The sequence below is a fragment of the Paenirhodobacter sp. genome (assembly GCF_050177655.1).
GTDB lineage: Bacteria > Pseudomonadota > Alphaproteobacteria > Rhodobacterales > Rhodobacteraceae > Rhodobacter.
This window is the reverse complement of the sequence record NZ_JBFXGV010000006.1, coordinates 25,522-51,054: the sequence shown is the minus strand read 5'-3', so window position 1 is coordinate 51,054 and position 25,533 is coordinate 25,522. Positions and strand designations below refer to the sequence as shown.

Here is a 25,533-nt window from a genome sequence, read left to right as displayed (position 1 = left end):
AGACCATCAAAGCTGAGACGCCCGGGGAGGGGCGACGGGGGAGACCGATGGAACGTTACGATTACGTCATCGTCGGCGCGGGCTCGGCGGGATCGGTGCTTGCGAACCGGCTCAGCGCCGATCCGCGCAACCGGGTGCTCCTGCTCGAGGCGGGCGGGCGCGACAATTACCACTGGGTGCATATCCCGGTCGGCTACCTCTATTGCATCGGCAATCCGCGCACCGACTGGGGCTTTGCCACCGAGCCCGAACCGGGGCTGAACGGGAGAAGCCTCGCCTATCCGCGCGGGCGCATTCTTGGCGGCTGTTCGGCGATCAACGGCATGATCTACATGCGCGGGCAGGCGCGCGATTACGACCTCTGGGCGCAGGCGGGCTGCACCGGCTGGGGCTGGGATGAGGTGCTGCCGCTCTTCTGCGCGCAGGAGGATTTCTTCCGCGGCGCAAGCGCGACGCATGGCGCGGGCGGTGGCCTCCGGGTCGAGGAGGCGCGCGTGCGCTGGCAGGTGCTCGACGCCTTTCTCGAGGCGGCGGAGCAGGCGGGCATCCCGCGCAGCGCCGATTTCAACGGCGGCGACAATGCGGGCTCGGGCTATTTCCACGTCACCCAGAAAAAGGGCTGGCGCTGGTCGGCGGCGACGGCCTTCCTGAAACCGGCGCTCGGCCGGCCGAACCTGCGCCTCGTCACCGAGGCCCAGGTCGAGCGGCTGACGATCGCCGAGGGGCGCGTCACCGGGCTGCGCTACCTCCGCGACAACGCGCCTTTCGAGGTTGCCGCGGGCGAGGTGGTGCTGGCCGCGGGCGCGATCGGCTCGCCGCAGATCCTCGAGCTTTCGGGCATCGGGCGGGGCGATCTGCTCGCCGCGAACGGCATCGCGCCGGTGGCCGAGGTGCCCGGCGTGGGCGAGAACCTGCAAGACCATCTGCAACTGCGGCTGATCTTCGGCGTGCAGGGGGTGAAGACGCTCAACACCATGGCGCATTCGCTGATCGGGCGCGCGCGGATCGGCGCGGAATATGCGCTTTTCCGCAGCGGGCCGATGGCGATGGCACCGAGCCAGGCCGGGATTTTCGCGCGCTCCTTCCCCGAAAAGGAAACCGCCGATCTCGAATGGCACCTGCAACCGGTCAGCCTCGACAAGTTCGGCGAGGCGCCGCACCGCTTCCCGGCGATGACGGCGAGCGTGTGCAACCTGCGCCCCGAAAGCCGCGGCTCGGTCCACCTGAAGGGGCCGGATTTCCGCGCCGCCCCCGCGATCGCGCCGAATTACCTCGCCACCGAGGGCGACCGCCGCGTCGCGGTGCAGGCGATCCGCAAAACGCGCGAGATCGCGGCGCAGCCCGCCTTCGCCCGCTTCCACCCCGAGGAGGTGAAACCCGGCGCCGCACTCACCGGCGCGGACGAGCTTGCGCGCGCGGCGGGCGACATCGGCACCACGATCTTTCACCCGGTCGGCACCTGCCGGATGGGCGCGGATCCGGGGGCCGTGGTCGACCCGCGGCTGCGGCTGCGCGCGCTCACGGGGCTGCGGATCGCCGATGCTTCGGTGATGCCCGCGATTCCCTCGGGCAATACCAACGCGCCGGCGATGATGATCGCGGAGAAGGCGGCGCGGATGATCCTCGAGGACGCGAAGGGCTGAAACGCGAAAGGGGGGCTGCGCGCCCCCCTCTGGCTGTCGCCATTCACCCCTGCGGAGTATTTTGCCAAGGAAAAGGCTTTTCCTGGTGCAAATACTCCCGCCGGAGGCCTCCGACGGCGGGGCTCAGCCCGCCGCGAGCCGTTTTTCCCGCGCCTCCCGCATCGCCGTATCCGAGGGCGAGATGAAGGTGTAGAACATCGGCACCACGAAGAGCGTGAACATCGTGCCGATCAAGAGGCCCGAGAACATCACGATCCCCATCGCCTCGCGCGCGGCGGCACCCGCCCCCTTGGCGAGCACCAGCGGCACCACCGCAAGCGCCATCGCCGCCGTCGTCATCAGGATCGGGCGCAGACGGGTCTTGGCCGCCAGCACGATCGCCTCGCGCCGGGTGTGGCCATGCTCCTCGCGCTGCTGATTGGCGAATTCCACCATCAGGATGCCGTGTTTCGTGATCAGACCGACGAGGGTGATCAGCCCCACCTGGCTATAGATGTTCAGCGTGCCGAGGCCGAGGTTCAGGGGCACGATCGCGCCGAAGATCGTCAGCGGCACCGCCATCATGATGATGAACGGATCGCGGAAGCTTTCGAACTGCGCGGCGAGCACGAGGTAGATCACCAGCACCGCGGCGCCGAAGGCGAGCATGATCGTATTGCCCTGCGTCACCTCGAGCCGGCTCTGCCCCGAATAGTCGATGAAGAAGCCCTCGGGCATCACTTCCTTCGCCACCGAGACGATCTCGGCCAGCCCGTCGCCGGTCGACTGCCCCGGCATCGGCAGCGCCGAGATCGTGGCGGAGTTCAGCTGGTTGAACTGTTCCACCGCGGCGGCGGCGACGCCCGTGGTGATCTTCACCACCGAGGACAGCGGTACCATGTCGCCGGTCGAGGCGCGCACGAAGTAATTGCCCAGCTCCTCGGGGTTGGCGCGATACTGTTTCGGCACCTGGGTGATGATGTCGTAGCTGTTGGAGTCGCGGTCGAACTGCGCGATCGAGGCGCCGCCGACCAGCAGGCCGAGCGTGGTGCCGACATCGGAAACCGGCACGTTCAGCGCCGCGGCGCGGTCGCGGTCGATCGTCACCCGGACCTCGGGCGCGTCATAGCTCATCGAGTTCTGCACGATGATGAACTTGCCCGATTTCTGCGCCTTCAGCCGGATCTCCTCGGCCACTTCCGCCACGCGGTCGGGCGAGTGGATCGACTGGATCACCACCGCGATCGGCAGCCCGCCGCCGGTGCCCGGCAGGGTGGGCGGCGCGAAGGCGAAGCCCTTGAGCCCGGTCGAGGCGTCGATCGAGCCCTGGATCTGGGTCTGGATCTCCTTTTGCGAACGCGCGCGATCGGCCCAGTCCTTCAGCGCCCAGATGTAGATGCCCGAATTGTCCGCCCCGCCGAAACCGGCGATCGAGAAATTCGTGCGCACCTCGGGGATGTCCTTCGTCGCCTGACCGATCCCGTCGATATAGCGCGCGGTGTAATCCGAGGTCGCATAGCGCGGTGCGGTCAGCATCGCGATCACCGCGCCCTGGTCTTCCTCGGGGGCGAGCTCGGTCGAGGTATGGGTGAACATGAAGCCCATCACGCCGATCAGCACCACCACGATCAGCACCGTCACCGGGCGATAATCGAGCGAGGAATTCACCCGCCGCTCATACCAGCCGGCAAAGCGCTCGAAGGTGCGGTCGACGAAGGCGGCGAAGCCGGTGGCATGCCCCTCCTTCAGGATCCGCCCCGACATCATCGGCGTGATCGTGAGCGCGATGATCCCCGAAAGCACCACCGACCCCGCAAGGGTGAAGGCGAATTCCTTGAAGAGCGCACCGGTCAGCCCGCCGGTGAAGCCCAGCGGCGAAAGCACCGCGGCAAGCGTGATCGTCATCGCGATGACGGCGCCGGTGATCTCCTTCATCCCCTGCACGGCGGCGGGGATCGGCTTCATCCCGTCCTCCATGTGGCGGTGGATGTTCTCCACCACCACGATCGCATCGTCGACGACGAGGCCGATCGCCAGCACCATCGCCAGCAGCGTGAGCAGGTTGATCGAATAGCCAAGCGCGAGCAGCACCGCCATCACGCCGATCAGCGAAAGCGGGATCGTCACGATCGGCATCAGCACCGAGCGGATCGAGCCGAGGAACAGCAGGATCACGACGACCACGATCGCCACCGCCTCGCCGATCGTCTTGAACACCTCGTCGATCGAGGCCGAGATCTGTTCGGTGGTGTCGTAGACGAGGGTGATCTTCATCCCCTCGGGCAGGGTGGAATTGATCGCGGGCAGCTCCGCGCGCACCGCCGAGGCGGTGTCGAGCGGGTTCGCCGAGGGCGTCTGCGAGATCCCGATGAAGGTGCCGCGCGAGCCGTTGAAGGTGACGATCTCGCCCGAGTCGTCGGAGGCGAGCTCGACCCGCGCCACATCGCGCAGCCGCACCACGCCGTCGGTATCCGAACGGATCGGCAGCGCGCCGAAGGCCTCGGGCGTCTGCAGCGTCGATTTCAGGGTGATCGCCTGGGCGACATATTCGTTTTCCGTCTTGCCGGGGGCGGAGAGGAAGTTCGAGGCCTTGATCGCGGCCAGCACTTCCGCCGCGGTCACCTTGCGCGCCGCGAGCTTGTTCGGATCGAGCCAGACCCGCATCGCGTAATCCGCCGCGCCGATCACGCTCACCTCGGCCACGCCCTGGATCGTCGACATCCGCGGCTTGATCACCCGGTTGAGATATTCGGTCAGCTGCTCGGGCGTCATGTTCGGGTTCTGCGCCGCGAGATACATCAGCGCGAAGCTGCGCCCGGTGCCCTTGACGATCACCGGATCCTTCGCGTCGGTGGGCAGGTCACCGCGCACCTGCTGCACCTTCGAAAGCACCTCGGTCAGCGCCGAGTCGGGGTTCGAGCCGAGCTTCATGTTGACCGAGACCACCGAGGCCGAGGGCCGCGAGGTCGAGGTGACGTAGTCGATGTTTTCCGTCGTCGCGACCGCCTCGGCGATCGGCGCGGTGATGAAGCCCTGGATCAGCTCGGGCGAGGCGCCGGCATAGGTCGTGGTGATCGTCACCACGGTCTCGTCGACCTCGGGATATTGTCGCACCGGCAGGTTGTAGAAGGCCTGGATGCCCAGAAGCAGCATGAAGGCGCCGAGAACGGTGGACAGCACCGGGCGGCGGATGAAGATTTCCGTGAAATGCATCGGGGCGTCCTCAGTTGCCGGCCGCGTCCGCCGCGGGGGCGGCATCGGGGCTGAGACTGTTGTCGATCACCACCGGCGCGCCCGAGGTCAGCTTGTTCTGCCCGGCGTTGACGACCTTGTCGCCCGCCTTCAGCCCCTCGGTGATCTCGATCTTCTCGCCCGAGCGGCGGCCGAGCTTGACGAAGACCTGCTTCGCGATCAGCTGCGCGGCATCGGCGCCCTCGGGCGTCTCTTCGCGCACGACGAAGACGCTGTCGCCGTAAAGGCTCGAGGAAACCACCGTCTGCGGCAGCGCGATCACGCCTTCCTCGGCGGGCAGGTCGACGCGGACATGGACGAACTGGCCGGGGGTGAGCTTGTCGCCGTCGTTGGGCATGTCGGCGCGCAGCGTGACGAGGCGCGAATTCGGGTCGATCTTCGGCTCGATGCCGGTGACCGTGCCGGAAAGCGAGAGATCGCCGACCTCGGTCGTCACGGTGACGGGCATGCCCGGGCCGACCTGGTTCGCCTGCTGTTCGGTCAGGGTGAAATCGGCGCGCATATGGCCGCGGTCCTGCAGCGTGGCATAGGTGGTGCCGGTGGTGACATATTGGCCGACCTCGATCTGCGGAATGCCGATCGTGCCGTCGAAGGGCGCGGTGAGCTGCTTCGTGGTCAGCACCGCCTCGATCTTGGCGACGTTCGAGCGCGCCTCGGTCGCCGAGGCCTCTGCGCTGTCGAGCGTGGTGGTCGCCGAGACGCCGCGCTGCGCGAGCTCGCGGGCGCGTTTCAGCGTGACCTCGGCGAGGTCGAGCGCGGCCTGCGCGGCGGCGAGATCGGCGCGCTCCTGGCGGTCGTCGATCTGCACCAGCACCTGGCCTTTCGCGACGACGTCGTTCGACTTGAAGCGGATCTCGCGCACCACGCCGGAGGCCTCGGTGGCGATGTCGGTGCCCTGCGCGGCGGTGGCGGTGCCGATCGCCTCGATCCCGGGCGTCCAGCGCACCGGCACCACCTCGGTCACCGAGACGGGGGAGGGCGCGGGCTTCATCGTCGCGAAATACTGCGCGATCATCTTCGCCTTGAAGAGGTTGAACCCGACGATGCCGCCGCCGACGAGGGCGAGTGCGAGGATCGCAATGATGAAACGCTTGATCATGAGGCTTCCGATCGTTCCTGCTGGTCCGGCGCCGGGCCGGTCTCCGTACTGTTCTGAACCGATCAGTTCAGACTACCGCGAGAGTGTCAATCGCACATCAAACTCTGTCGTGCAGTCGGAAAAGACAAGGTGCGGCGCGGCCACGCATTGCAAAGTTTGTGTGCGCCGATGCGCAAAGGTGGCTTGCTTAGTGCGATATTGTCTATTTTTTCGAGGGCGGGAGCGCGGTAACTTGCCCTTTACCCTCACCGGCTAGACTGGCCGGTGGCCCTGCGCGCGTCAATGCACTGCGCGCACCTCCAGTGGAGATTGCGATGTTCGACGAAGCCTTCCTGCCGTTGTTGCTGGCCGCGCAGGCCACGAGGATCGGGATGGAGGCGCAGACGGTGATCGCGATGCGGCTCGCGGGGATGGCCGGGCTCTGGGATTCCCCGCCCGACGAGATGCACCGGATGGTCGCGGAAAAGGCCGTCGCCGTGGTCGAGGCGGGCAGTGCCGCCACCCAGGCGACGCTGAGCGGGCTGAGCCCCGCGCGCGCGATGCATGCCGGCATGAGCACGATCGGCCGCTATACCTCGGGCAATGTGCAGCGTCTCGGCGACCGCGGCCCGACCTGGTCGATCTGGCCGCTCTGAGGGGTTTTCGCGATCCGTTAACCCCCCGTTAACCACGAGTCGCGAAGCTCGGGGCCGGAGGGTTCCATGTTCCGCAGTCTTTTCCGGCCTTTGCCATTTCTACGTCTGACGCTCGCGCTGGCCGCCTGCGGCGCCTCGCCGGCGCCCGCCTTCTTCGGCGCGACCCGCCATGACGTCACCTTGCAGGGCATCCGCTTCGCGGTGCTGGAAAAGGACGGCCGCGCCGAGGTGATCCGGCTCGACTATCTCTCGCTGCGCGACCGCGACCGGGTGCCGGCGCTGATGGTCGAGGCGGCGGAGCGCACCACCGGTTGCCGGGTGAAGCGGCCGGCGCGCGGCATCGGCCGCTCTCCGTCGCTGCCCGGCGACACCGGCGAGGCCCGGTTCGAGCTCGACTGCCCCGGCGCCTGAGGGGGCTGCGACAGCGCGCCGCGGGGGTGCGGGGGCGCGGGGCTCGGCGATCTGACTCAGATCAAAGTCTTGCGATGTGTAAAGATGATTGAACGATGCATGAAACGCGCCCAACGGAGGCTCCTTAATGTATCGTCTTTTCGGCATCATCTACGCGCTCGCCGGGCCCACCCTTGCCGGGATCCTGATCACCGCGGCGCTCACCATGAACATGGTCGACACCAAGTCCATGATCTATGCCGCCGTCGTGGGCTTCGTCGCGGCCCTGCCGATCGCCTGGATCGTGGCGCGGCAGATCGACCAGAACGCCTGAGGAGGGTTCCGCGCTTCGCCCCCCGGGGCGTAGAGCGCGGGCCGGGCGTCTTGCGGTTCGGGGGCGGGCGTGATTGTCTGCCCCCGAACGGCATTTTCATCCATCAGAGGTCATCATGACATCGCCCGCGGGCTATTCCCGTCTGCACATCATCCTGCACTGGCTCGTCGCCGTGCTCATCATTCCCCAGTTCCTGCTCAACGACGGCATCGGCGGCGCTTTCCGCGCGGCGATGCGCGGCGAGACGGCGGAAACCAGCCTGCTCGTGCCGCAGCACGTCTTCACCGGGATCGCGATCCTCGCGCTGGTGATCTGGCGTCTGGTGCTGCGCGCGAAGAACGGCGTGCCGCCGCTCCCCGAAGAGGAGGCGCCGGCGCTGAAACTCGTCGCCAATCTCACCCATTGGGGGCTTTACGCGGTGCTCGCGCTGATCGTCGTTTCGGGCGGCATGGCCTGGTTCGGCGGGCTGGGCTTCGCCGGCGGGGTGCATGAGGCGCTGACCACGGTGCTGCTGATCCTGATCGGCCTGCATGTCCTGGGCGCGCTGTACCAGCAATTCGTGCTGAAGACGAATATCCTCGACCGGATGCGCACGCCGCGCCTCTGATCCAACCTTCGACGAGGGCGACAGGGCCGTGCCGGGCGACCGGCGCGGCCTTTTTATCGCGCGAGGAAGGCGGCGACCGCCGCCTCGACGAGGCGCGGCTTTTCCGCATGAAGCCAGTGGCCGGCCCCGGCGATCGCCTCGAAGGCCGCCTGCGGGAACAGCGCACGCACCGCCGGCTGATATTCGGGGCGCATGTAGTCAGAGGCGCCACCATACAGGAAGAGCGCCGGCCCGCCGAAGGGATGCGCGCCCTGCGGCAGCGGCTCGGGCCAGTCGAGGATCGTCTCGAGATTGGCCTGCAGCGCGTCGAGGTTGAACTTCCAGCGCACCGGCCCCTCGCGCAGCTCGAGCGATTGCAGCAGGAAGGCGCGGGTGCCGGCATCCTCCACCGTCTCGCTCAGCCGCCGGTCGGCCTCCATCCGGCTCGTCAGATCGTCGATCTTCAGCGCCTTCATCGCCGCGATCAGCCCGCCATGCGCCGCCCCGTGGCGATAGCGCACCGGCGCCATGTCGGCCACGACGATGCGCTCGACGAGGCCCGGATGCGTCAGCGCCAGCATCATCACCGCCTTGCCGCCCATCGAATGGCCCAGCAGATCGCAGGCGCGGCCCTCCGCCTCGATCACCGCGGCCAGATCCTCGGCCATCGCCGGATAATTATGCGCGTCCGACCAGAAACTGTCGCCGTGGTTGCGCATGTCGAGCGCGAGCACGCGGCGCGTCGTGCTCAGATGTTTCGCGATCACGCCCCAGTTGCGCCCCGAACCGAAAAGGCCGGGAACGATCAGGAGCGGCGGCAGGGCGGTGTCGGAGCCATGGGCGATGAAATTCAGCATGGGCAAGAGGTAACGCCTTCGCGCGCCGGGTTCCAGTGCCCGCGCGCACAGGTTGCACTGCCCGGGGTGCACCGCTAGGCTCGCCCCGATCGCAGCGGAGGCCGGCATGGATCCCGTCACCCTCTCCCAGATGAACGAGCGCGTCTCGCAGCTCCTGGCCCAGCGGCTCGGCGCGCGGGGCCATTCGCTGCGCGAGCGGGTCGAAAGCCGCGCGCGGGTCTTGCCGCGCAAGGTGCGCCGCGCGGCGCAGGTGCTGATCGCGGCCCAGGCGCAGGCCGCCTCGCCGAAGATGATCCGCCAGCTCGATGCGGCGGCGGTCGCGCGCGCCTACGACACCTGCGTGCACCATCTCGCGCCGCTCGGCGCCGGGGCGCGGCTGCGCCGCTTCGCGCTTTCCGTGGTGACGGCGAGCGCGCTCGGCATCGTGGTGATCGGCGCGCTCGCGCTGATCGTGGCGCGGCTGCGCGGTCTGATCTGACATGCAAAAGGCCCCCGCGCGGGGGGCCTTTCGTCAGTACTTTGGATCGGATCACATGCCCGGATAGAGCGGGAACTTCGCGCAGAGCTCGGCGACTTCCTTGCGGACCTCGGCCTCGACCGCGTCGTTGTTGTCCTCACCATTGGCGGCGAGACCGTCGACGACCTTGATGATCATCCGCGCGATCTGGCGGAACTCTTCCTCGCCAAAGCCGCGGGTGGTGCCGGCCGGGGTGCCCAGACGCACGCCCGAGGTCACCGTCGGCTTTTCCGGATCGAAGGGGATGCCGTTCTTGTTGCAGGTGATATGCGCGCGGCCAAGCGCCTTGTCGGTCGCATTGCCCTTCACGCCCTTCGGGCGCAGGTCGACGAGCATGACATGGGTGTCGGTGCCGCCGGTGACGATGTCGAGGCCGCCCTTCATCAGCTCATCGGCCAGCGCCTGCGCGTTGGAGATGACCATCTGCGCATAGACCTTGAACTCGGGGCGCAACGCCTCGCCGAAGGCCACGGCCTTCGCGGCGATGACATGCATCAGCGGGCCGCCCTGGATCCCCGGGAAGATCGCCGAGTTGACCTTCTTCGCGATCTCTTCGTTGTTCGTCAGGATCATGCCGCCACGCGGGCCGCGCAGCGTCTTGTGCGTCGTCGTGGTCGCCACATCGGCATAGGGGAAGGGCGAGGGATGCGCGCCACCGGCCACGAGACCGGCGAAATGCGCCATGTCGACCATCAGCATCGCGCCGACTTCGTCAGCGATCTTGCGGAATTCGGCAAAGTCGATCTGCCGCGGGATCGCCGAGCCGCCGGCGATGATCAGCTTCGGCTGATGCTCCTTCGCAAGCGCGCGAACCTCGTCATAGTCGATCCGGCTGTCCTGCTTGCGCACGCCGTATTGCACGGCATGGAACCACTTGCCCGACTGGTTCGGCGCGGCGCCATGGGTCAGGTGACCGCCCGAGGCGAGGTTCATGCCAAGGATCGTGTCGCCGGGCTTCAAGAGCGCGTTGAACACGCCCTGGTTCGCCTGGCTGCCCGAGTTCGGCTGCACGTTGGCGAATTCGCAGCCGAAGAGCTGCTTCGCGCGGTCGATCGCAAGGTTCTCCGCCACGTCGACGAATTGGCAGCCGCCGTAGTAGCGCTTGCCCGGATAGCCCTCGGCGTATTTGTTCGTCATCACCGAACCCTGGGCCTCCATCACCGCCTTCGAGACGATGTTTTCCGAGGCGATGAGTTCGATCTCGTCGCGCTGACGACCGAGTTCGTTCCGGATCGAGCCGTAAAGCTCCGGGTCACGGGTGGCGAGGCTCTCGGTAAAGAAGCCAGCGTCGCGTTGGGCGGTCATGGGCGTCTCCTGAAGGATGTGGTCGCGGGTCGTTTATCGCAGAAATCCACGGCCCGAAAGCGCCCAAAACGACCAAAGGTCAATTTGCAGCGGCGTGGGCGGTGACGATTGACGTCTTGTGTTTCCGATCCGCGCTTGTCACATCTGGGGAAAATCGGGGGGCGGGGCGTGACCGGAACCAGCCATATCCATTTCGCCGCAGCGCGGGCGCCGGCGGCGCAGGCCGCCTGCGAGGATCTGATCGCGCGTTACGGTCAGGTGCCGCGCTATGCGGCCGACGTGATCGTGGCGCTGGGCGGCGACGGGTTCATGCTGCAATGCCTGCACGAGGGGACCGGCCTGCCGGTCTATGGCATGAACCGCGGCTCGGTCGGCTTCCTGATGAACGACTATGTCGCCGAGGATCTGCCCGAGCGTCTCGCCGCGGCCGAGTCGGCGGTGATCAAGCCGCTCGCGATGCGGGCCGAGACCGACGATGGCGTGGTGCATGAGGCGCTCGCGATCAACGAGGTCTCGCTTCTGCGCGCGGGGCCGCAGGCGGCGAAGCTGCGGATCTCGGTCAATGGCAAGGTGCGGCTGCAGGAGCTGGTCTGCGACGGCGCGATCGTCTCCACCCCCGCGGGCTCGACCGCCTACAATTTCTCGGTGCACGGGCCGATCCTGCCGATCGGCTCGGACGTGCTCGCACTCACCGGCATCGCGAGCTTCCGGCCGCGGCGCTGGCAGGGCGCGATCCTGCCCTCCTCGGCGGTGGTGCGCTTCGACGTGCTCGAGGCGGAGAAGCGCCCGGTGATGGCCGATGCCGATGGCCGCGCCTCGGTCAAGCCGGTGCTCTGGGTCGAGGTGCGCTCGGAGCCGAAGGTCGAACATCACATCCTCTTCGATCCGGGCCATGGGCTCGAGGAGCGGCTGATGCGCGAGCAGTTCGCGTAAGTTCTTCTGAATTTCCGGCGCGCCGATGAAGCGGCGCTAATCCTTCCGCCAGCTGTCCAGCTTGCGATAAAGCGTCGAGGGCGCGACGTCGAGATCGCGCGCCGCCCGCGGCACCGAACCGCCGTGCCGCGCGAGCGCCGCCTCGATCGCCTCGCGCTCGATCTGCGCGAGGCTGCGCGGCGTGCCGGTGCCGGGCGGCGGCGCGGCGGGCTCCGCCTCCGGCGGGCCGCTGTGCCCGTCGAGGGGCAGCATCCCGGCCTCGAGCGCGACCCCGTCATGCATCACCACCGCGGCGCGCAGCACATTCATCAGCTCGCGCACATTGCCCGGCCAGTCCTGCGCGCAAAGCACCGCCTGCGCCTCGGGGGCGATCCGCTCGAAGCTGCGCCCCTCGAGCGCGGCGTAGCGGCGCAGCAGATCCTCGGCGATCGGCAGGATGTCCTCGCGCCGCGCGCGCAGCGGCGGCATGGTGATCGGCACCACCACGAGCCGATAATAGAGGTCTTCGCGCAGCCGCCCGGCGCGCACCGCCTCGAGCGGCGGCATCGTCGAGGCGGCGATGATGCGCACATCCACGCGTTGCGGGCGGTCGGCGCCAAGCGGCTGGATCGCACCATCTTGCAGGAATCGCAGCAGTTTCGGCTGCAGCGCGGGGTCGAGCTCGCAGATCTCGTCGAGGAAGAGCGTGCCGCCCTCGGCGCGTTCGGCGGCGCCCGGACGGTCGCCGAGCGCGCCGGGAAAGGCGCCGCGGCGATGGCCGAAAAGCTCGGAATCGAGCCGTTCGGAGGGGATCGCGCCGCAGTCGAAGGTGATGAACGGGCCGCAGCCGCGCAGCGACAGCTGATGCACGGCCTGGGCGCAGAGCTCCTTGCCCGAGCCGCTTTCGCCCATGATGCAGACCGGCGCCATCGAGCGCGCCGCGGCACGAATGCGGGCATAGACCGCGCGCATCGCGGGCGAGCCGCCGATGAAGGCGCCGAGCGGCCCGGCGGGCTCGGCGCCATCGCCCGCGGGCGTGAGGTTCACCGCGGCGAAGGCGTTCTCGATCGCCGACATCAGCCGGTGTTCGCTCACCGGCTTCACGAGGAAATCCTGCGCGCCCGCCCGCATCGCCGTCACTGCGCGGTCGATCGAGCGGTCGGCGGTCAGCACGATCACCGCCGTTGCGGGGCGCAAGGCAAAGAAATCGCTCATCAATTCGATGCCGTCGCGGTCGGGCAGCATGAGGTCGAGCAGCACCACCGGCGCCTCGTGCTGGCGAAACAGCGCAAGCCCCTCTGCCGCGCTTGCGGCGGAAACCGTGGTGAAACCCGCGCGGCGCAGATGCGCCTCGTAGATCGCGCGCATCGAGGAGGTGTCCTCGATCAGCAGGATATCGGGGCGCGGCGGCGGCGGGGGGATGGGTGTGGCGAGGGTCATGGCAGCCCCCCGGGCGGCGTGAGCGCGCTGCGGCGCTGGGCGGTGAAATGGATCAGACGGTCGAGCTGCGAGAGCACCTCGCGGCCGAGCGGGCGCAGCAGCACGAGGTCGTCGCCATGGGCGCAGGCGTTGAGCGCCTCGCTGCGCGCGCGCAGCCGATCGGCGCCCACCGCCCCGGCGATCGCCACGAGCGTATGCGTCTCGGCGCGGATCGCGTCGCGGTCGATCTGGGTGAGCGCGGTGACGAGGTTGCGCTCGACCCGGGCGAGATCGCTGGCGAGGCGCTCGACCAGATCGGGGGCGCCCTCCGGCCCGGCGATTTCGATCAGCCGCTCGAAACGGCCGATGTCGAGCTCGGCGAGAGCGGCCGTCGCGGCGCGTTCGGGCGGCTGCGGCGCGCCCCGCCCGGTGGCCAGCACGATCGCGCGGGCGAGCGGCTCGACCCGGGTGAGCGGCTTCGCCACGATCGCATCGGCCCCCGCATCCTGCAGCGCCTCGCGATTGGCGCGCAGCACATAGGCGGTGCAGGCGACGATCGGCAGCGCGCGGTTCGGCCCGGGGCCCGCGCGCAGCCGGCGCATCAGCTCGATCCCGGAGAGCCGCGGCATCTCGACGTCGAGCACGGCGAGATCGTAGGGCAGCGCCTCGCACAGCCGCAGCGCCTCGAGCCCGTCGACCGCGAAATCGCAACTGGCGCCGAGCGTCGTGAGCATGTGATGCAGCACCGCGCGATTGACCGCGCTGTCATCGGCGATCAGCACGCGGCAACCGGCGAGATCGGGCAGCGGCCCCTCCTCCGGCGCGGGGGGCGGCAGGGCGCCCAGCGGCAGGGTGAGCGCGACGCGCGCCCCGCCTGAGGGCCGGTTCTCGACCTCGATCAGCCCGCCGAGCCGCCCCGCCATGTCGCGCGAGATGAACATGCCGAGCCCGTAGCCCGGCTTGCCGGTATCCTCGCCGCGCCCGCCATATTCGAAGAGCCGCTCGAGTGCGGCGGGGGAGAAGCCGGGGCCGTCGTCGAGCACGGTGATCCGCATCCGCTCGGGCGTGTCGAGCGTGGCGATCACCCGCACCCGGCCGCGATCGGTGTATTTGATCGCGTTCGAGAGCATGTTGGCGAGGATCCGCTCGAGCGCGAGCCGGTCGATCTCGAGCATCGGCGGCACGTCGGGGGCGAGGGCGACGTGGAAGTCGAGCCCCTTTTCCTGCGCCCGCCCCGACCAGCGCATCTCGAGGTCATAAAGCAGCCGCGCGGTCTGGATCGCCTGCCGGCAGGTGGTTTGTTCGGCGACGATGTCGAGCCCTTCCTCGATCAGCCGCGCCATCACCTCGCCCGCGGCACGCATCCGTTCGAGCTGCAGCCGGGTGGTGTCGTCGAGCGTCTCGTGCGAGATCATCCGCAGCCCGCCGAGGATGTCGGAGACGGCCGCGCGCAGATCGTGGCCAAGCAGGATGACCCGCGCCAGTTGCGCCTTTTCGTCGGAGAGGGGGGCGGGCTGCGAGGCGCCTGAAACCGTGAAAGAATTGCTCATGACCGAACCTTTGTCGGATCATTCCGACATGGCGGGCGCAAATCAAGAAATTGATGAAAGCGGCGGAAGAAATTAACCGTTTCCGGCGCCGTGCGGGAGGGCGGGGCGGAGGCCCGGGGGCCTCCGCCGATCGGTCAGCTGCGCGGCAGGCCCACGGCCTTCAGCGCGGCGGTGATCTCGTCGAGGATCGCGGGATCGTCGATCGTCGCCGGCATCTTGTAGCTTTCGCCATCGGCGATCTTCACCATCGTGCCGCGCAGGATCTTGCCCGAGCGGGTCTTCGGCAGGCGATCGACGACGAGCGCGTCCTTGAAGGCCGCGACCGGGCCGATCTGGTCGCGCACGAGGCCGACGCATTCCTTGATGATCGTGCGGTGGTCGCGGGTGCAGCCCTTGTTCAGGCACAGGAAGCCGAGCGGCATCTGGCCCTTGAGCTCGTCCGCGGCGCCGATCACCGCGCATTCGGCGACGTCGGGGTGCGAGGCGAGCACCTCCTCCATCGCGCCGGTGGAAAGCCGGTGGCCGGCGACGTTGATCACGTCATCGGTGCGCGCCATGATGTAGAGATAGCCGTCCTCGTCCTTGTAGCCGGCATCGCCGGTTTCGTAATAGCCGGGGAAATGGCTCAGATAGCTCTTCTTGTAGCGCTCCTCGGCGTTCCAGAGCGTGGGCAGCGTGCCGGGGGGCAGCGGCAGCTTGATCGCGATCGCGCCGAGCTCGCCATCGGGCAGCGGATGGCCGCCCTCGTCGAGGATCTGCACGTCATAGCCGGGCATCGGCACCGAGGGCGAGCCGAGCTTGATCGGCAGGAGTTCGATGCCAAGCGGGTTGCCCGCGATCGCCCAGCCGGTTTCGGTCTGCCACCAGTGGTCGATCACCGGCACCTTCAGATGTTCCTGCGCCCATTTCACCGTGTCCGGGTCGGCGCGTTCGCCGGCGAGGAACAGCGCCTGCATCTCGTGCAGCTTGTAGCGCTTGATCCAGTCGCCGTTCGGATCCTCGCGCCGGATCGCGCGCAGCGCGGTGGGGGCGGTGAAGAAGCTCTTCACCCGGTTGTTCTGAATCACGCGCCAGAACACGCCCGGATGCGGCGTGCCGATCGGCTTGCCCTCGAAGACGATCGTGGTCGCACCGGCGAGCAGCGGGCCATAGCAGATGTAGCTGTGGCCGACGACCCAGCCCACGTCGGAGGCGGCCCAGAACCGGTCGCCCGGTTCGATGTTGTAGATGTTCTTCATCGTCCATTGCAGGGCGACGAGATGGCCCGCGGTCGGGCGCACGACGCCCTTCGGCTGGCCGGTGGTGCCGGAGGTGTAGAGGATATAGGCGGGGTGATCGCCCTCGACCGCGACGCATTCGGCCGGTTTCACGCCATACTGGAAGCCGTGCCAGGAGAAGTCGCGGCCTTCGATCAGCTTCGCCACTTCCTGCTCGCGCTGGAAGATCACGCAGAATTCGGGCTTGTGGGCGGCGAGTTCGATCGCCTCGTCGAGGAGCGGCTTGTAATGCACGACGCGGTTCGGCTCGAGGCCGCAGGAGGCCGCGATGATCGCCTTCGGCGTGCAGTCGTCGATGCGCACGGCGAGTTCATGCGCCGCGAAACCGCCGAACACCACCGAATGGATCGCGCCGATGCGGGCACAGGCGAGCATCGCCTCGAGCGCCTCGGGGATCATCGGCATGTAGATGATGACGCGGTCGCCCTTTTCAACGCCGCGCATGCGCAGCGCGCCGGCGAGCGAGGCCACCCGCTTTTGCAATTCCTTGTAGGTGATGCCCTTGGTCGAATGGGTGATCGGGCTTTCGTGCATGATCGCGATCTGATCGCCGCGGCCGGCCAGCACGTGACGGTCCACCGCGTTCCAGCAGGTGTTGACCTGGGCGTCGCAGAACCATTCGTAAAGCGGCGCGTTGTCGTCGAACAGCGCCTTGGTCGGTTTCTGCACCCAGTCGATTTCCTCGGCGGCTTCCATCCAGAAACCGTTCGGATCCTGCATCCAGGCGTCGTAAACCTCTTTGTATCCCATCACATGCCTCCTCCAGACTGTAGGCTTGTTAAAAAGCCTGAAAGATTCCCGCAAGATTCTTGCGGGGGGTGAGGGGGCATTGTTGCGAAATATTTGCAGATCTTCGCGAGAACGTGACGCAAATTTTTGCAAACACGCTGAAATTATTCAATGTGACGCGGCGTCGCGAAGGTTTTGCAAATCTTCGCGACGCCGGGCGGGTCAGCCGTAGCTGGCGACCGGGGTGCCGGCGATCGCCGACATGTTGAGCAGGCCGCGGGTGGTGATCGAGGGGGTGACGATATGGGCGCGGTTGCCCAGGCCCATCAGGATCGGCCCGACCTCGAGCCCGCCGGCCTTCACCTTGAGGATGTTGCGCACCCCCGAGGCGGCATCGGTATTGGCGAAGACGAGGACGTTCGCCGCGCCCTCGAGCCGGCTTTCGGGCATCAGGCGCGCGCGGATCGCGGGGTCGAGCGCGGCGTCGATATGCATCTCGCCCTCATAGCCGAAATCGGGCTGGCGCTGGTCGAGCAGTTCGAGCGCGGCACGCATCCGCCGGCCCGAGTCGGTGTCGAGATTGCCGAACTGGCTGTGCGAGCAGAGCGCGACCTTCGGCACCAGGCCGAAGCGGCGGACGTGGCGCGCGGCGCCGAGCACGGTGGCGGTGATCTGCTCCGGCGTCGGCTCGTGATGGACATGGGTATCGGCGATGAAGAGCGGCCCGTCCTCGAGGATCATCAGCGAAAGCGCGCCCTGCGGATGCAGCCCGTCGCGCGCGAGCACCTGGCGGATGTAGTTGAGATGCCACAGATATTGGCCGAAGGTGCCACAGATCATGCTGTCGGCGTCGCCCAGATGCACGGCGAGCGCGGCGATCGCCGTGGTGTTGGTGCGCAGGATCGCGCGGGCGAGGTCGGGGGTCACGCCGCGGCGCGCCATCAGCCGGTGATAGGTCTCCCAATAGTCGCGATAGCGCGGGTCGTTGTTCGGGTCGACCACCTCGAAATCGGTGCCCGGGCGCAGCGGCAGGCCGATGCGTTCGAGCCGCGCCTCGATCACCTCGGGGCGGCCGATCAGGATCGGGCGATCGGTGGTTTCCTCGATCATCGCATTGGCGGTGCGCAGCACGCGCTCATCCTCGCCCTCGGCGAAGATGATCCGGCGCGAGGCGGTGGCGGCGGCCTCGAAGACCGGGCGCATCAGCAGGGCGGATTTGAACACCGAGCCCTCGAGCTTGCGCTTGTAGGCGGCGAGGTCGGCGATCGGGCGGGTGGCGACGCCGGTTTCCATCGCGGCCTTGGCGACGGCGGTGGAGACGACGCCGATCAGCCGCGGATCGAAGGGTTTCGGGATCAGGTAATCGGGGCCGAAGGTCATCTTCTCGCCGTGATAGGCGGCGGCGGCCTCGGCCGAGGTGGTGGCGCGGGCGAGCGCCGCGATCCCCTCGACGCAGGCCACCGACATCGCGTCGTTGATCTCCGTCGCGCCGACGTCGAGCGCGCCGCGGAAGATGAAGGGGAAGCACAGGACGTTGTTGACCTGATTGGGAAAATCGCTGCGCCCGGTGGCGATGATCGCCTCGGGGGCGACCGAGCGGACGGCGTCGGGGAGGATCTCCGGCGTCGGGTTCGCCAGCGCGAAGACGATCGGGCGCGGCGCCATGCGCGCGACATGTTCGGGCGTCAGCACGCCGGGGCCGGAAAGGCCGAGGAACAGGTCGGCGCCGTCGATCACCTCGCCGAGGCTGCGCTTGTCGGTCTTTTGCGCATAGGCCGCCTTGAGCGGGTTCATGTCCTCGGCGCGGCCCTCGTAGACGAGGCCGTGGATGTCGCACAGCCAGACATTCTCGCGTTTCACGCCGAGCTTGAGCAGCATGTTGAGGCAGGCGATGCCCGCCGCGCCGCCGCCCGTCGAGACCACCTTGATCTCGTCGAATTTCTTGCCGGCGATGGCGAGCGCATTGGTCGCCGCGGCGCCCACCACGATCGCGGTGCCGTGCTGGTCGTCGTGGAAGACCGGGATGTTCATCCGCTCGCGGCAGATCTTTTCGACGATGAAACAGTCGGGGGCCTTGATGTCCTCGAGGTTGATCGCGCCGAAGGAGGGTTCGAGCGCGCAGACGATCTCGGCGAGCTTTTCCGGGTCGGGCTGGTTCAGCTCGATGTCGAAAGCGTCGATATTGGCGAATTTCTTGAAGAGGACGGCCTTGCCCTCCATCACCGGTTTCGCGGCGAGCGGGCCGATGTTGCCCAGCCCAAGCACCGCGGTGCCGTTCGTCACGACCGCGACGAGATTGCCGCGCGCGGTGTAGCGCGCCGCGGTGGCGGGATCGGCCTTGATCTCGAGGCAGGCCTCGGCGACACCGGGCGAATAGGCGCGGCTCAGGTCGCGCCCGTTCGCGAGCGGCTTCGTCGCCCGGATCTCGAGCTTCCCGGGCTTGGGGAATTCGTGGTAATCGAGCGCCGGATGGCGCGCCGGATCGTGGCGGTCCTCGGACATGAGTCTCTCCCTGGGGTCTCTCCCCGAAACTGGTTTAGCCTTAAACTAGATGCTCGCCAGAGGAAATAGCCCGTGGTCCCCACGCCCGTCCCGGTGGGTGCAAAGGGCGTTTGACGGGTGCGCAGGGCGCGGGCCTCGCCGCGCCACCGCTTGCATCGGCGCGCGGCCCGGCGCAGAGTCCGAAACTGAACCACTTGGACAAATCACTCCGGAGGCCCCGATGTCCCTGCTCGAAGCCGCGCGCCGTGTGCGCGAGAATGCCTATGTGCCCTATTCGCGGTTCAAGGTCGGGGCGGCGGTGCGGGGCAAGTCGGGTGCCGTCTATGTCGGCGTGAACGTCGAGAATGTCGCCTATCCCGAGGGCACCTGCGCCGAGGCCGGCGCGATCGCGGCGATGGTCGCGGCGGGGGAGACCGAGCTCGTCGAGGTCGCGGTGATCGCCGACAGCCCGACGCCGGTGCCGCCCTGCGGGGGCTGCCGCCAGAAGCTTGCGGAATTCGGCCGCGGCGAGACGCCGGTGACGCTGGCCACCACCGACGGCGACCGGCTGGAGACGACGATCGGCGAGCTGCTTCCGGGGCGCTTCGACGCGGGCCACATGGATCGCGCCTGATGGATGCGCGCAGTGTCATCCGGGCGGTGCGCGATGGGGCCGGGCTGAGCGAGGAGGCCGCGCGCTGGTTCGCGACGGGGCTTGCCGATGGGGCGGTGTCGGACGCGCAGGCCGGGGCTTTCGCGATGGCGGTGCTGCTCAAGGGCATCGGCACCGAGGGGCGCGTCGCGCTGACCCGGGCGATGCGCGACTCTGGCCAGGTGATCCACTGGGATCTGCCCGGGCCGGTGGTCGACAAGCATTCGACGGGCGGCATCGGCGACAGCGTTTCGCTTTTGCTCGCGCCGGCGCTCGCGGCCTGTGGTGTCTATGTGCCGATGATCTCGGGGCGGGGGCTGGGCCATACCGGCGGCACGCTCGACAAGATGGAGGCGATCCCGGGCTATCGCGCGCTGCCCGGCGTCGAGGCGCTGCGCAAGGTGGTGGGCGAGGTCGGCTGTGCGATCGTCGGCGCGACCGAGGAGATCGCGCCCGCCGACAAGCGGCTTTACGGCATCCGCGACATTTCCGGCACGGTCGAGAGCATCGACCTCATCACCGCCTCGATCCTGTCGAAGAAGCTCGCCGCCGGGCTCGATGCGTTGGTGCTCGACGTGAAGGTCGGCTCCGGTGCCTTCATGGCGTCGATGGCTGAGGCCGAGGCGCTCGCGCGTTCGCTCGTCGCCACCGCGAACGGGGCGGGGTGCAAGACCTCGGCGCTGATCACCGACATGAGCCAGAGCCTTGGCCATTCGGCGGGCAATGCGCTTGAGGTGCTCGAGGTGATGGAGACGCTGACCGGCTCCTCGGTGAACGAGGCGCTTTGGGATGTGACCGCGGCGCTGGGCGGCGAGGTGCTGACGCTGGTGGGCAAGGCCGCGAACATGGACGACGGCGCGGCGATGATCGACCATGCGCTGGAAACCGGGCGCGCGGCGGAGTGTTTCGGCAAGATGGTCGCGGCGCTGGGCGGGCCGATGGATTTCGTCGAGCGCTACCCCGACCGGCTGCCCTCGGCGCCGGTGATCCTCGCGGTGCCGGCGCCGCGAGCGGGCTTCGTCGCCACGGTCGACGCGCGCGCGCTGGGCGAGGCGGTGGTGCATCTGGGCGGCGGGCGGCTGGTCGGCACCGACCGGATCAACCCCTCGGTCGGGCTGACCGGGCTGGCCACGATCGGCGAGGAGATGGCCGCGGGCGAGCCGCTCGCGCTGGTCCATGCGCCGGATGCCGCGAAGGGCGCGGCGGCGGTGGCGGCGGTGCGCGCGGCCTATCGGCTGGCCGAGGAGGCGCCGGAGGAGCCGGCGCTGCTGCATGGCCGGATCGGGCCGGAGGATGTTGCATGATGCCGCGTGCCTTTCTGATCGTGATGGATAGCGTCGGCATCGGCGGCGCGCCGGATGCGGCGCAGTTCTTCAACGACGGGCTGCCCGATACCGGGGCGAATACGCTTGGCCATATCGCGGCGGAATGCGCCGCGGGGCGGGCCGATGTCGGCCGCTGCGGGCCGCTGAAACTGCCGCATCTCGATGCGCTGGGCTTTTCGGCGGCGGCAGAGCTGGCCTCGGGCGCAAGGCCCGCGGGGATGGAGGCGACGCCGCACGGGCTTTGGGGGGCTGCGAGCGAGGTCTCGCGCGGGAAGGACACGCCCTCGGGCCATTGGGAGCTCGCCGGCGTGCCGGTGCCCTGGGAGTGGCATTACTTCCCCGAAAAGGAGAACAGCTTTCCGCCCGATCTCGTCGCCTTCGTCGCCGAGCAGGCGGGGACCGGGGGGATCTTGGGCAATTGCCACGCGCCGGGCACCGCGATCATCGAACGGCTCGGCGCCGAGCATATCGCGAGCGGCTGGCCGATCTGCTACACCTCGGCCGACAGCGTCTTTCAGATCGCCGCGCATGAGGAGAGCTTCGGCCTCGCGCGGCTCTTGCAGCTGTGCCGCGACATCGCGCCAAGGCTGCATGCGATGAAGGTGGGCCGGGTGATCGCGCGCCCCTTCGTCGGGCGCCCGGGCAGCTTCGTGCGCACCCCGAACCGGCGCGATTTCGCGATCGAGCCGCCGCGTCCGACGCTGCTCGACTGGGTCGAGGGCGCGGGGCGCGTCACCCATGCGATCGGCAAGATCGGCGATATCTTCTCGCATCGCGGCGTGACGCATCTGCACAAGGGCAAGAACGACGCCGATCTGATGGATCACCTGCTGCGCCTGGGCCAGGAGGCGGAGGAGGGTTCGCTCACCTTCGCCAATTTCGTCGAATTCGACAGCCTCTATGGCCACCGGCGCGATGTCGCGGGCTATGCGCGCGCGCTCGAATGGTTCGACGCGGCGGCGGGGCGGTTTCTGGCGCGGTTGCGGCCGGGCGATCTTGCGATCTTCACCGCCGATCACGGCAACGATCCGACCTGGTCGGGCACCGACCACACCCGCGAGCGGGTGCCGGTGCTGGGCCATGGCCTTGGGCCGAAGGCGATCGGGCAAGTGGGTTATGTCGATGTCGCGGCCTCGGTCGCGGCGCATCTGGGCGTGCCGGCGCAAGGGCCGGGGCGCTCCTTCATCTGAGAAACGAAAGACGAAACGGGGATGGCTATGGACGAATTCGTGACGGTGGTGGACCACCCGCTGGTGCAGCACAAACTGACGCTGATGCGCGAGAAGGATACCTCGACCGCGTCCTTCCGGCAGCTTCTGCGCGAGATCAGCCTGCTTCTGGCCTATGAGGTCACCCGCGGGCTCGAGCTGACGACGAAGACGATCGAGACGCCGCTTTGCGCGATGGATGCGCCGATCCTCGAGGGCAAGAAGCTGGCGCTGATCTCGATCCTGCGGGCGGGCAACGGGCTGCTCGATGGTATCCTCGAGCTGATCCCGGCGGCGCGCGTGGGCTTCGTCGGGCTTTACCGCGACCCGGAGACGCTGCAGCCGGTGCAGTATTACTGCAAGGTGCCGCCGATGCTCGACGAGCGGATGGTGATCATCGTCGACCCGATGCTGGCCACCGGCAACAGCTCGGCCGCGGCGGTGCAGCTGATGAAGGAGAAGGGCGCGAAGAACATCCGCTTCCTCTGCCTGCTGGCCGCGCCCGAGGGGATTGCGCGCATGCGCGAGGCCCATCCCGACGTGCCGATCGTGACAGCGGCGGTGGACGATCACCTCAACGATCACGGATATATTGTGCCCGGGCTAGGGGATGCGGGAGACCGCATGTTCGGCACAAAATAGGCCGTTTATTCTTTACTCGGAGACAATACTGCGGCATTTTCCCTATAACTTGTGATGGGGAAAAAGATGCGGTTTGGCGGGGTTCTGACGACGGCGCTGATGATGGCGGTCCTGGGCGCTTCGGGGGCCCGGGCTGAGCTGAATATCAACGGCCCGGCGGAGGTGCCGCCGCCCTCCTTCAAGGGCCGGCAATATGTCGACAGCGCCGGTTGTGTCTTCGTGCGCGGCGGCTTTGCGGGCAACGTGAACTGGATCCCGCGCGTCGGGCGCGACAAGAAGCAGCTTTGCGGCTACAAGCCGACCTTCCAGAACGGCGAGAAGGTGCTCGAGGTGGCGAAGGCGGGGCCGGTTGCCCCGGCTCCGGCCGCGGCCCCCGCGCAGGTGGCGCGCGTGGCGCCGAAGGCCGCGCCCGCGCCGATGCCCGCCCCGACCCCGGCCCGCACCGCAGCGACGCGCCCGGTCTCGCCCTTCGCGCCGACCCCCGGCGTGGGCAAGCCGATGGCGACGATCGCGCTGACCGAGACCCCGCCGCAGATCGGCCGCATGGCCCCGGTGGCACCGGCCGCCCCGGTCGCCGTTGCCGCCGCTGCGCCGGCTGTCGTCGTGCCGGCCCCCGCGCCGGTCGCGCCGGCCGCCCCGGTGAAAACCGCCGCGGCGCTGTCGCGTGCCGATTACGTCTCGCCCTATGCGCTCGCCGGGGCGGCGGTGCCGCGCTACCACAATACCGTTGCGCTGCCGGCCGCACCGCAGGCCGCGCTCGGCCCGGTGACGATCCTCGCCGCCGAGGCGGTGCCGGTTGGTGTCACCTCCTGCCCGCCCGAGACGCCGGTCGCGACGCGCTACCAGCTTTCCGACGGGCGCCGCGTGGTGCGCTGTGGTGCACCCGCCGAAGACCCGGCCGCCTTCATCAACCAGGCCGCGGTGCCCGGGCTGACCGTGGCCGCCGCCGCGCCGGCGATGACGCGCTCGGGCTATGTCTCGCCCTATGCCGTTTCGGGCTATTCCGGGGCGCCGCTGGTGGGGGGCACCGGCTATGGCGCCTCGGCGACGAATTACGCCGGCGCGAACACGGGCGCGCCGCTGGTCGGCGGCACCGGCTACAGCGTCACCATGTCCTCGCAGAACGCGCCGAAGGAGGTCTATGTCCGGCCGCGCGCCGGGGCGCCGGTGACGCTTGCGCCGGTGGTGGTCTCGACCGAGGTCGGCCCGACGGGCTATCGCCCGGCGTTCCAGGACGGGCGGCTGAACCCCTATCGCGGGCCGCGCACGGCGGCGGGCGATGCGCAGCAGGCGCAATACTGGTCGAACACGGTGCCGTCGAAATGGGTGCCGCCGGGGGCCGCGCCGGTCCCGGTCTATTACGTGCCGCAGCCGGTGCTGCAGGCGCGGGTCTCGTCGAAATCGCCGAATGCCGCGGCGCTTGTCGCGCCGGCGCGCCCGGCGCTGGCGCAGCCGCAGGCGGCCGCGGGCGGGCGCTTCGTGCAGGTCGGCATCTTCGGCGTGGCGCAGAATGCCGAGGCCGCGAAGGCGCGGCTGCGCGCCGCGGGCCTGCCGGTGGCGAGCTCGACCCTGCGCAAGGGCGGCAAGCTGCTGTCGGTGGTGCTGTCCGGCCCCTTCGCCGATGCCGGCCAGGCGCTGGGCGCGGTGCGGGCGGCGGGCTTCGGCGACGCGATCCTGCACTGAGCGCGGAGACGCGGTGGTTTCGCGGCGCCCTCCGGGGCGCCGTTTCAGTTGCAGATGTCCTTCAGCGCGAGCCAGTCGGCATCGGTGAGCACCGGGCGCGGCGCCGGGGCGCCCTTGAACGGATCGGCCTCGATCAGGCCGAGCACGCTTTCGCCCGAGGGATCGCGCGCATAGGCATAGGGGGTCGCGGAGACCCCGGCCCTGGCGAAGGCGGCGAGCAGCGGCTCGGCCTCCGGCGCGGCGGGCGGCGTCGCGATCAGGGCGGCGCCGGAGCCGGTCACCGCATCGTCGGGCAGATCGCCGGTGGTGAGCAGTTTCAGCGCTGCCATCGCCCCGGCGCGGTGCAGGAGCGCGCGCAGCGGGTCGTTGCCCGCACCGGCGACCTCGGCCGCGATGATCTCGCCCGCGGCGACCTCGGGCGTGTCGGGGCCGTCGAGCACATCGGCGCCGAGCACGACGATCTGGCCGGGCAGCAGCCGTGCGCCCTTGAGCGCGCGGGGCACGACGACGATCCGGCTTGGCTCGACGAGGCGCTCGGCCAGGGCCTCGAGCGCGGCATCGCCCGCGGTCGAATGGCAGGGGGTGCCGGTCGTGCGCGCGAGATCGTCGAGCATGGCGCGGCCGATCGCGGCGCGGGTCTCGTAGGGGGCGACGCGCGCGGCCTGATCGACGAGCGCGCCGGGCAGCCAGACGAGCGCGGCGAGCACGACCACGGCGCCGGTGCCGAGCGTGGCGAAGCGGCGCAGCCTTCCGGGATGGGGGCGGCGCGCCTCGATCGCGGCCTGCACCTTCTCGATCGCCTCGATCATCGTCGGATCGTCGATCTCGAGCTCTTCGCCCTCCTCCTCGGAAGGGGCGTAGAGCGCGGGGCGCCGGCCCGGATTGCGCCGCGCGATCGCGGGCAGCGACCAATGGGTGAGGGCGCGGGCGGAACGGTCGTCGGCGATCACCAGCGTGGCATCCCCGAAGGAGACGATCACCTCGCGCCGCTGCGCCTCCGGCGTCTCGCGCCAGATGCCCGGGGCTTCGAGCCTCTCGTATTGGGGAAGTGCGGTCAT

The 25,533-nt window shown here is 68.9% G+C and carries 21 protein-coding genes; 12 read left to right on the top strand and 9 right to left on the bottom strand.

The window, feature by feature from the left end:
- Positions 1-47: 47 nt before the first annotated feature.
- On the top strand, positions 48-1,643 hold the full coding sequence (locus tag AB7U46_RS04370) for a GMC family oxidoreductase (protein ID WP_428335713.1): 1,596 nt from the start codon (positions 48-50) through the stop codon (positions 1,641-1,643).
- Between the two features lie 123 nt (positions 1,644-1,766).
- Here AB7U46_RS04370 and AB7U46_RS04365 read toward each other — a convergent pair whose 3' ends face one another.
- A complete protein-coding gene (locus AB7U46_RS04365) occupies positions 1,767-4,835 on the bottom strand; it encodes an efflux RND transporter permease subunit (protein ID WP_428335712.1) in 3,069 nt (1,022 codons plus the stop codon).
- 10 nt (positions 4,836-4,845) lie between these two features.
- Positions 4,846-5,973, bottom strand: a complete 1,128-nt coding sequence (locus tag AB7U46_RS04360; protein ID WP_428335711.1) for an efflux RND transporter periplasmic adaptor subunit — start codon at positions 5,971-5,973, stop codon at positions 4,846-4,848.
- A 314-nt stretch (positions 5,974-6,287) separates the two neighbouring features.
- Between AB7U46_RS04360 and AB7U46_RS04355 the strand changes: the two genes are divergently transcribed.
- The 4 genes from AB7U46_RS04355 (at position 6,288) to AB7U46_RS04340 (ending at position 7,939) form a co-directional block, all read left to right on the top strand.
- The gene (locus AB7U46_RS04355) at positions 6,288-6,608 is read left to right on the top strand and encodes an antifreeze protein (RefSeq protein WP_428335710.1); all 321 of its coding nucleotides are present in this window, start codon (positions 6,288-6,290) and stop codon (positions 6,606-6,608) included.
- A 66-nt stretch (positions 6,609-6,674) separates the two neighbouring features.
- Entirely contained in the window at positions 6,675-7,019 is a 345-nt protein-coding gene (locus AB7U46_RS04350) for a hypothetical protein (protein WP_428335709.1), read from the top strand.
- Between the two features lie 127 nt (positions 7,020-7,146).
- Positions 7,147-7,332: a CTP synthetase gene (locus tag AB7U46_RS04345; RefSeq protein ID WP_428335708.1), complete on the top strand. Its 186-nt coding sequence runs from the start codon at positions 7,147-7,149 to the stop codon at positions 7,330-7,332.
- A gap of 115 nt (positions 7,333-7,447) precedes the next feature.
- Positions 7,448-7,939 (top strand): cytochrome b, encoded by a 492-nt coding sequence (locus AB7U46_RS04340; protein WP_428335707.1) that lies wholly within the window; start codon positions 7,448-7,450, stop codon positions 7,937-7,939.
- A 53-nt stretch (positions 7,940-7,992) separates the two neighbouring features.
- Here AB7U46_RS04340 and AB7U46_RS04335 read toward each other — a convergent pair whose 3' ends face one another.
- Positions 7,993-8,775: an alpha/beta fold hydrolase gene (locus AB7U46_RS04335; protein ID WP_428335706.1), complete on the bottom strand. Its 783-nt coding sequence runs from the start codon at positions 8,773-8,775 to the stop codon at positions 7,993-7,995.
- A 106-nt stretch (positions 8,776-8,881) separates the two neighbouring features.
- Here AB7U46_RS04335 and AB7U46_RS04330 point away from each other — a divergent pair, with 106 nt between their 5' ends.
- Entirely contained in the window at positions 8,882-9,253 is a 372-nt protein-coding gene (locus tag AB7U46_RS04330; RefSeq protein WP_428335705.1) for a hypothetical protein, read from the top strand.
- A gap of 51 nt (positions 9,254-9,304) precedes the next feature.
- On the opposite strand, the gene glyA is transcribed toward AB7U46_RS04330, so the two are convergent.
- Positions 9,305-10,597: a serine hydroxymethyltransferase gene (gene glyA, locus AB7U46_RS04325; protein ID WP_428335704.1), complete on the bottom strand. Its 1,293-nt coding sequence runs from the start codon at positions 10,595-10,597 to the stop codon at positions 9,305-9,307.
- 168 nt (positions 10,598-10,765) lie between these two features.
- Between glyA and AB7U46_RS04320 the strand changes: the two genes are divergently transcribed.
- The gene (locus AB7U46_RS04320; RefSeq protein WP_428335703.1) at positions 10,766-11,530 is read left to right on the top strand and encodes an NAD kinase; all 765 of its coding nucleotides are present in this window, start codon (positions 10,766-10,768) and stop codon (positions 11,528-11,530) included.
- Positions 11,531-11,566: 36 nt separating this feature from the next.
- Here AB7U46_RS04320 and AB7U46_RS04315 read toward each other — a convergent pair whose 3' ends face one another.
- From AB7U46_RS04315 to AB7U46_RS04300, 4 genes are all read right to left on the bottom strand, one after another.
- A complete protein-coding gene (locus AB7U46_RS04315; RefSeq protein WP_428335702.1) occupies positions 11,567-12,949 on the bottom strand; it encodes a sigma-54-dependent transcriptional regulator in 1,383 nt (460 codons plus the stop codon).
- Positions 12,946-14,478, bottom strand: coding sequence for an ATP-binding protein (locus tag AB7U46_RS04310; RefSeq protein WP_428335701.1), 1,533 nt, complete (start codon positions 14,476-14,478; stop codon positions 12,946-12,948). Before AB7U46_RS04310 ends, AB7U46_RS04315 begins: the two co-directional genes overlap by 4 nt.
- A 134-nt stretch (positions 14,479-14,612) precedes the next feature.
- A complete protein-coding gene (locus AB7U46_RS04305; protein WP_428335700.1) occupies positions 14,613-16,505 on the bottom strand; it encodes a propionyl-CoA synthetase in 1,893 nt (630 codons plus the stop codon).
- A 201-nt stretch (positions 16,506-16,706) separates the two neighbouring features.
- The gene (locus tag AB7U46_RS04300; RefSeq protein WP_428335699.1) at positions 16,707-18,986 is read right to left on the bottom strand and encodes an NADP-dependent malic enzyme; all 2,280 of its coding nucleotides are present in this window, start codon (positions 18,984-18,986) and stop codon (positions 16,707-16,709) included.
- 220 nt (positions 18,987-19,206) lie between these two features.
- Here AB7U46_RS04300 and AB7U46_RS04295 point away from each other — a divergent pair, with 220 nt between their 5' ends.
- From AB7U46_RS04295 to AB7U46_RS04275, 5 genes are all read left to right on the top strand, one after another.
- Positions 19,207-19,599 (top strand): cytidine deaminase, encoded by a 393-nt coding sequence (locus AB7U46_RS04295; RefSeq protein ID WP_428335698.1) that lies wholly within the window; start codon positions 19,207-19,209, stop codon positions 19,597-19,599.
- On the top strand, positions 19,599-20,921 hold the full coding sequence (locus tag AB7U46_RS04290) for a thymidine phosphorylase (RefSeq protein ID WP_428335697.1): 1,323 nt from the start codon (positions 19,599-19,601) through the stop codon (positions 20,919-20,921). Before AB7U46_RS04295 ends, AB7U46_RS04290 begins: the two co-directional genes overlap by 1 nt.
- Positions 20,921-22,132: a phosphopentomutase gene (locus tag AB7U46_RS04285; RefSeq protein WP_428335696.1), complete on the top strand. Its 1,212-nt coding sequence runs from the start codon at positions 20,921-20,923 to the stop codon at positions 22,130-22,132. The genes AB7U46_RS04290 and AB7U46_RS04285 overlap by 1 nt, the downstream gene beginning before the upstream one ends.
- Positions 22,133-22,159: 27 nt before the next feature.
- On the top strand, positions 22,160-22,792 hold the full coding sequence (upp, locus tag AB7U46_RS04280; protein WP_428335781.1) for a uracil phosphoribosyltransferase: 633 nt from the start codon (positions 22,160-22,162) through the stop codon (positions 22,790-22,792).
- Positions 22,793-22,858: 66 nt separating this feature from the next.
- Entirely contained in the window at positions 22,859-24,475 is a 1,617-nt protein-coding gene (locus tag AB7U46_RS04275; RefSeq protein WP_428335695.1) for an SPOR domain-containing protein, read from the top strand.
- A 44-nt stretch (positions 24,476-24,519) separates the two neighbouring features.
- Here AB7U46_RS04275 and AB7U46_RS04270 read toward each other — a convergent pair whose 3' ends face one another.
- Positions 24,520-25,533 carry a hypothetical protein gene (locus AB7U46_RS04270; RefSeq protein ID WP_428335694.1) on the bottom strand — a complete coding sequence of 338 codons (1,014 nt, stop codon included), beginning with the start codon at positions 25,531-25,533 and terminating at the stop codon, positions 24,520-24,522.

Coding starts and splice junctions, on each gene's coding strand:
- AB7U46_RS04370 (WP_428335713.1), top strand. CDS start 48: ATGGAACGTTACGATTACGTCATCGTCGGCGCGGGCTCGGCGGGATCG.
- AB7U46_RS04365 (WP_428335712.1), bottom strand. CDS start 4,835: ATGCATTTCACGGAAATCTTCATCCGCCGCCCGGTGCTGTCCACCGTT.
- AB7U46_RS04360 (WP_428335711.1), bottom strand. CDS start 5,973: ATGATCAAGCGTTTCATCATTGCGATCCTCGCACTCGCCCTCGTCGGC.
- AB7U46_RS04355 (WP_428335710.1), top strand. CDS start 6,288: ATGTTCGACGAAGCCTTCCTGCCGTTGTTGCTGGCCGCGCAGGCCACG.
- AB7U46_RS04350 (WP_428335709.1), top strand. CDS start 6,675: ATGTTCCGCAGTCTTTTCCGGCCTTTGCCATTTCTACGTCTGACGCTC.
- AB7U46_RS04345 (WP_428335708.1), top strand. CDS start 7,147: ATGTATCGTCTTTTCGGCATCATCTACGCGCTCGCCGGGCCCACCCTT.
- AB7U46_RS04340 (WP_428335707.1), top strand. CDS start 7,448: ATGACATCGCCCGCGGGCTATTCCCGTCTGCACATCATCCTGCACTGG.
- AB7U46_RS04335 (WP_428335706.1), bottom strand. CDS start 8,775: ATGCTGAATTTCATCGCCCATGGCTCCGACACCGCCCTGCCGCCGCTC.
- AB7U46_RS04330 (WP_428335705.1), top strand. CDS start 8,882: ATGGATCCCGTCACCCTCTCCCAGATGAACGAGCGCGTCTCGCAGCTC.
- glyA (WP_428335704.1), bottom strand. CDS start 10,597: ATGACCGCCCAACGCGACGCTGGCTTCTTTACCGAGAGCCTCGCCACC.
- AB7U46_RS04315 (WP_428335702.1), bottom strand. CDS start 12,949: ATGACCCTCGCCACACCCATCCCCCCGCCGCCGCCGCGCCCCGATATC.
- AB7U46_RS04310 (WP_428335701.1), bottom strand. CDS start 14,478: ATGAGCAATTCTTTCACGGTTTCAGGCGCCTCGCAGCCCGCCCCCCTC.
- AB7U46_RS04305 (WP_428335700.1), bottom strand. CDS start 16,505: ATGGGATACAAAGAGGTTTACGACGCCTGGATGCAGGATCCGAACGGT.
- AB7U46_RS04300 (WP_428335699.1), bottom strand. CDS start 18,986: ATGTCCGAGGACCGCCACGATCCGGCGCGCCATCCGGCGCTCGATTAC.
- AB7U46_RS04295 (WP_428335698.1), top strand. CDS start 19,207: ATGTCCCTGCTCGAAGCCGCGCGCCGTGTGCGCGAGAATGCCTATGTG.
- AB7U46_RS04290 (WP_428335697.1), top strand. CDS start 19,599: ATGGATGCGCGCAGTGTCATCCGGGCGGTGCGCGATGGGGCCGGGCTG.
- AB7U46_RS04285 (WP_428335696.1), top strand. CDS start 20,921: ATGCCGCGTGCCTTTCTGATCGTGATGGATAGCGTCGGCATCGGCGGC.
- upp (WP_428335781.1), top strand. CDS start 22,160: ATGGACGAATTCGTGACGGTGGTGGACCACCCGCTGGTGCAGCACAAA.
- AB7U46_RS04275 (WP_428335695.1), top strand. CDS start 22,859: ATGCGGTTTGGCGGGGTTCTGACGACGGCGCTGATGATGGCGGTCCTG.
- AB7U46_RS04270 (WP_428335694.1), bottom strand. CDS start 25,533: ATGACCGCACTTCCCCAATACGAGAGGCTCGAAGCCCCGGGCATCTGG.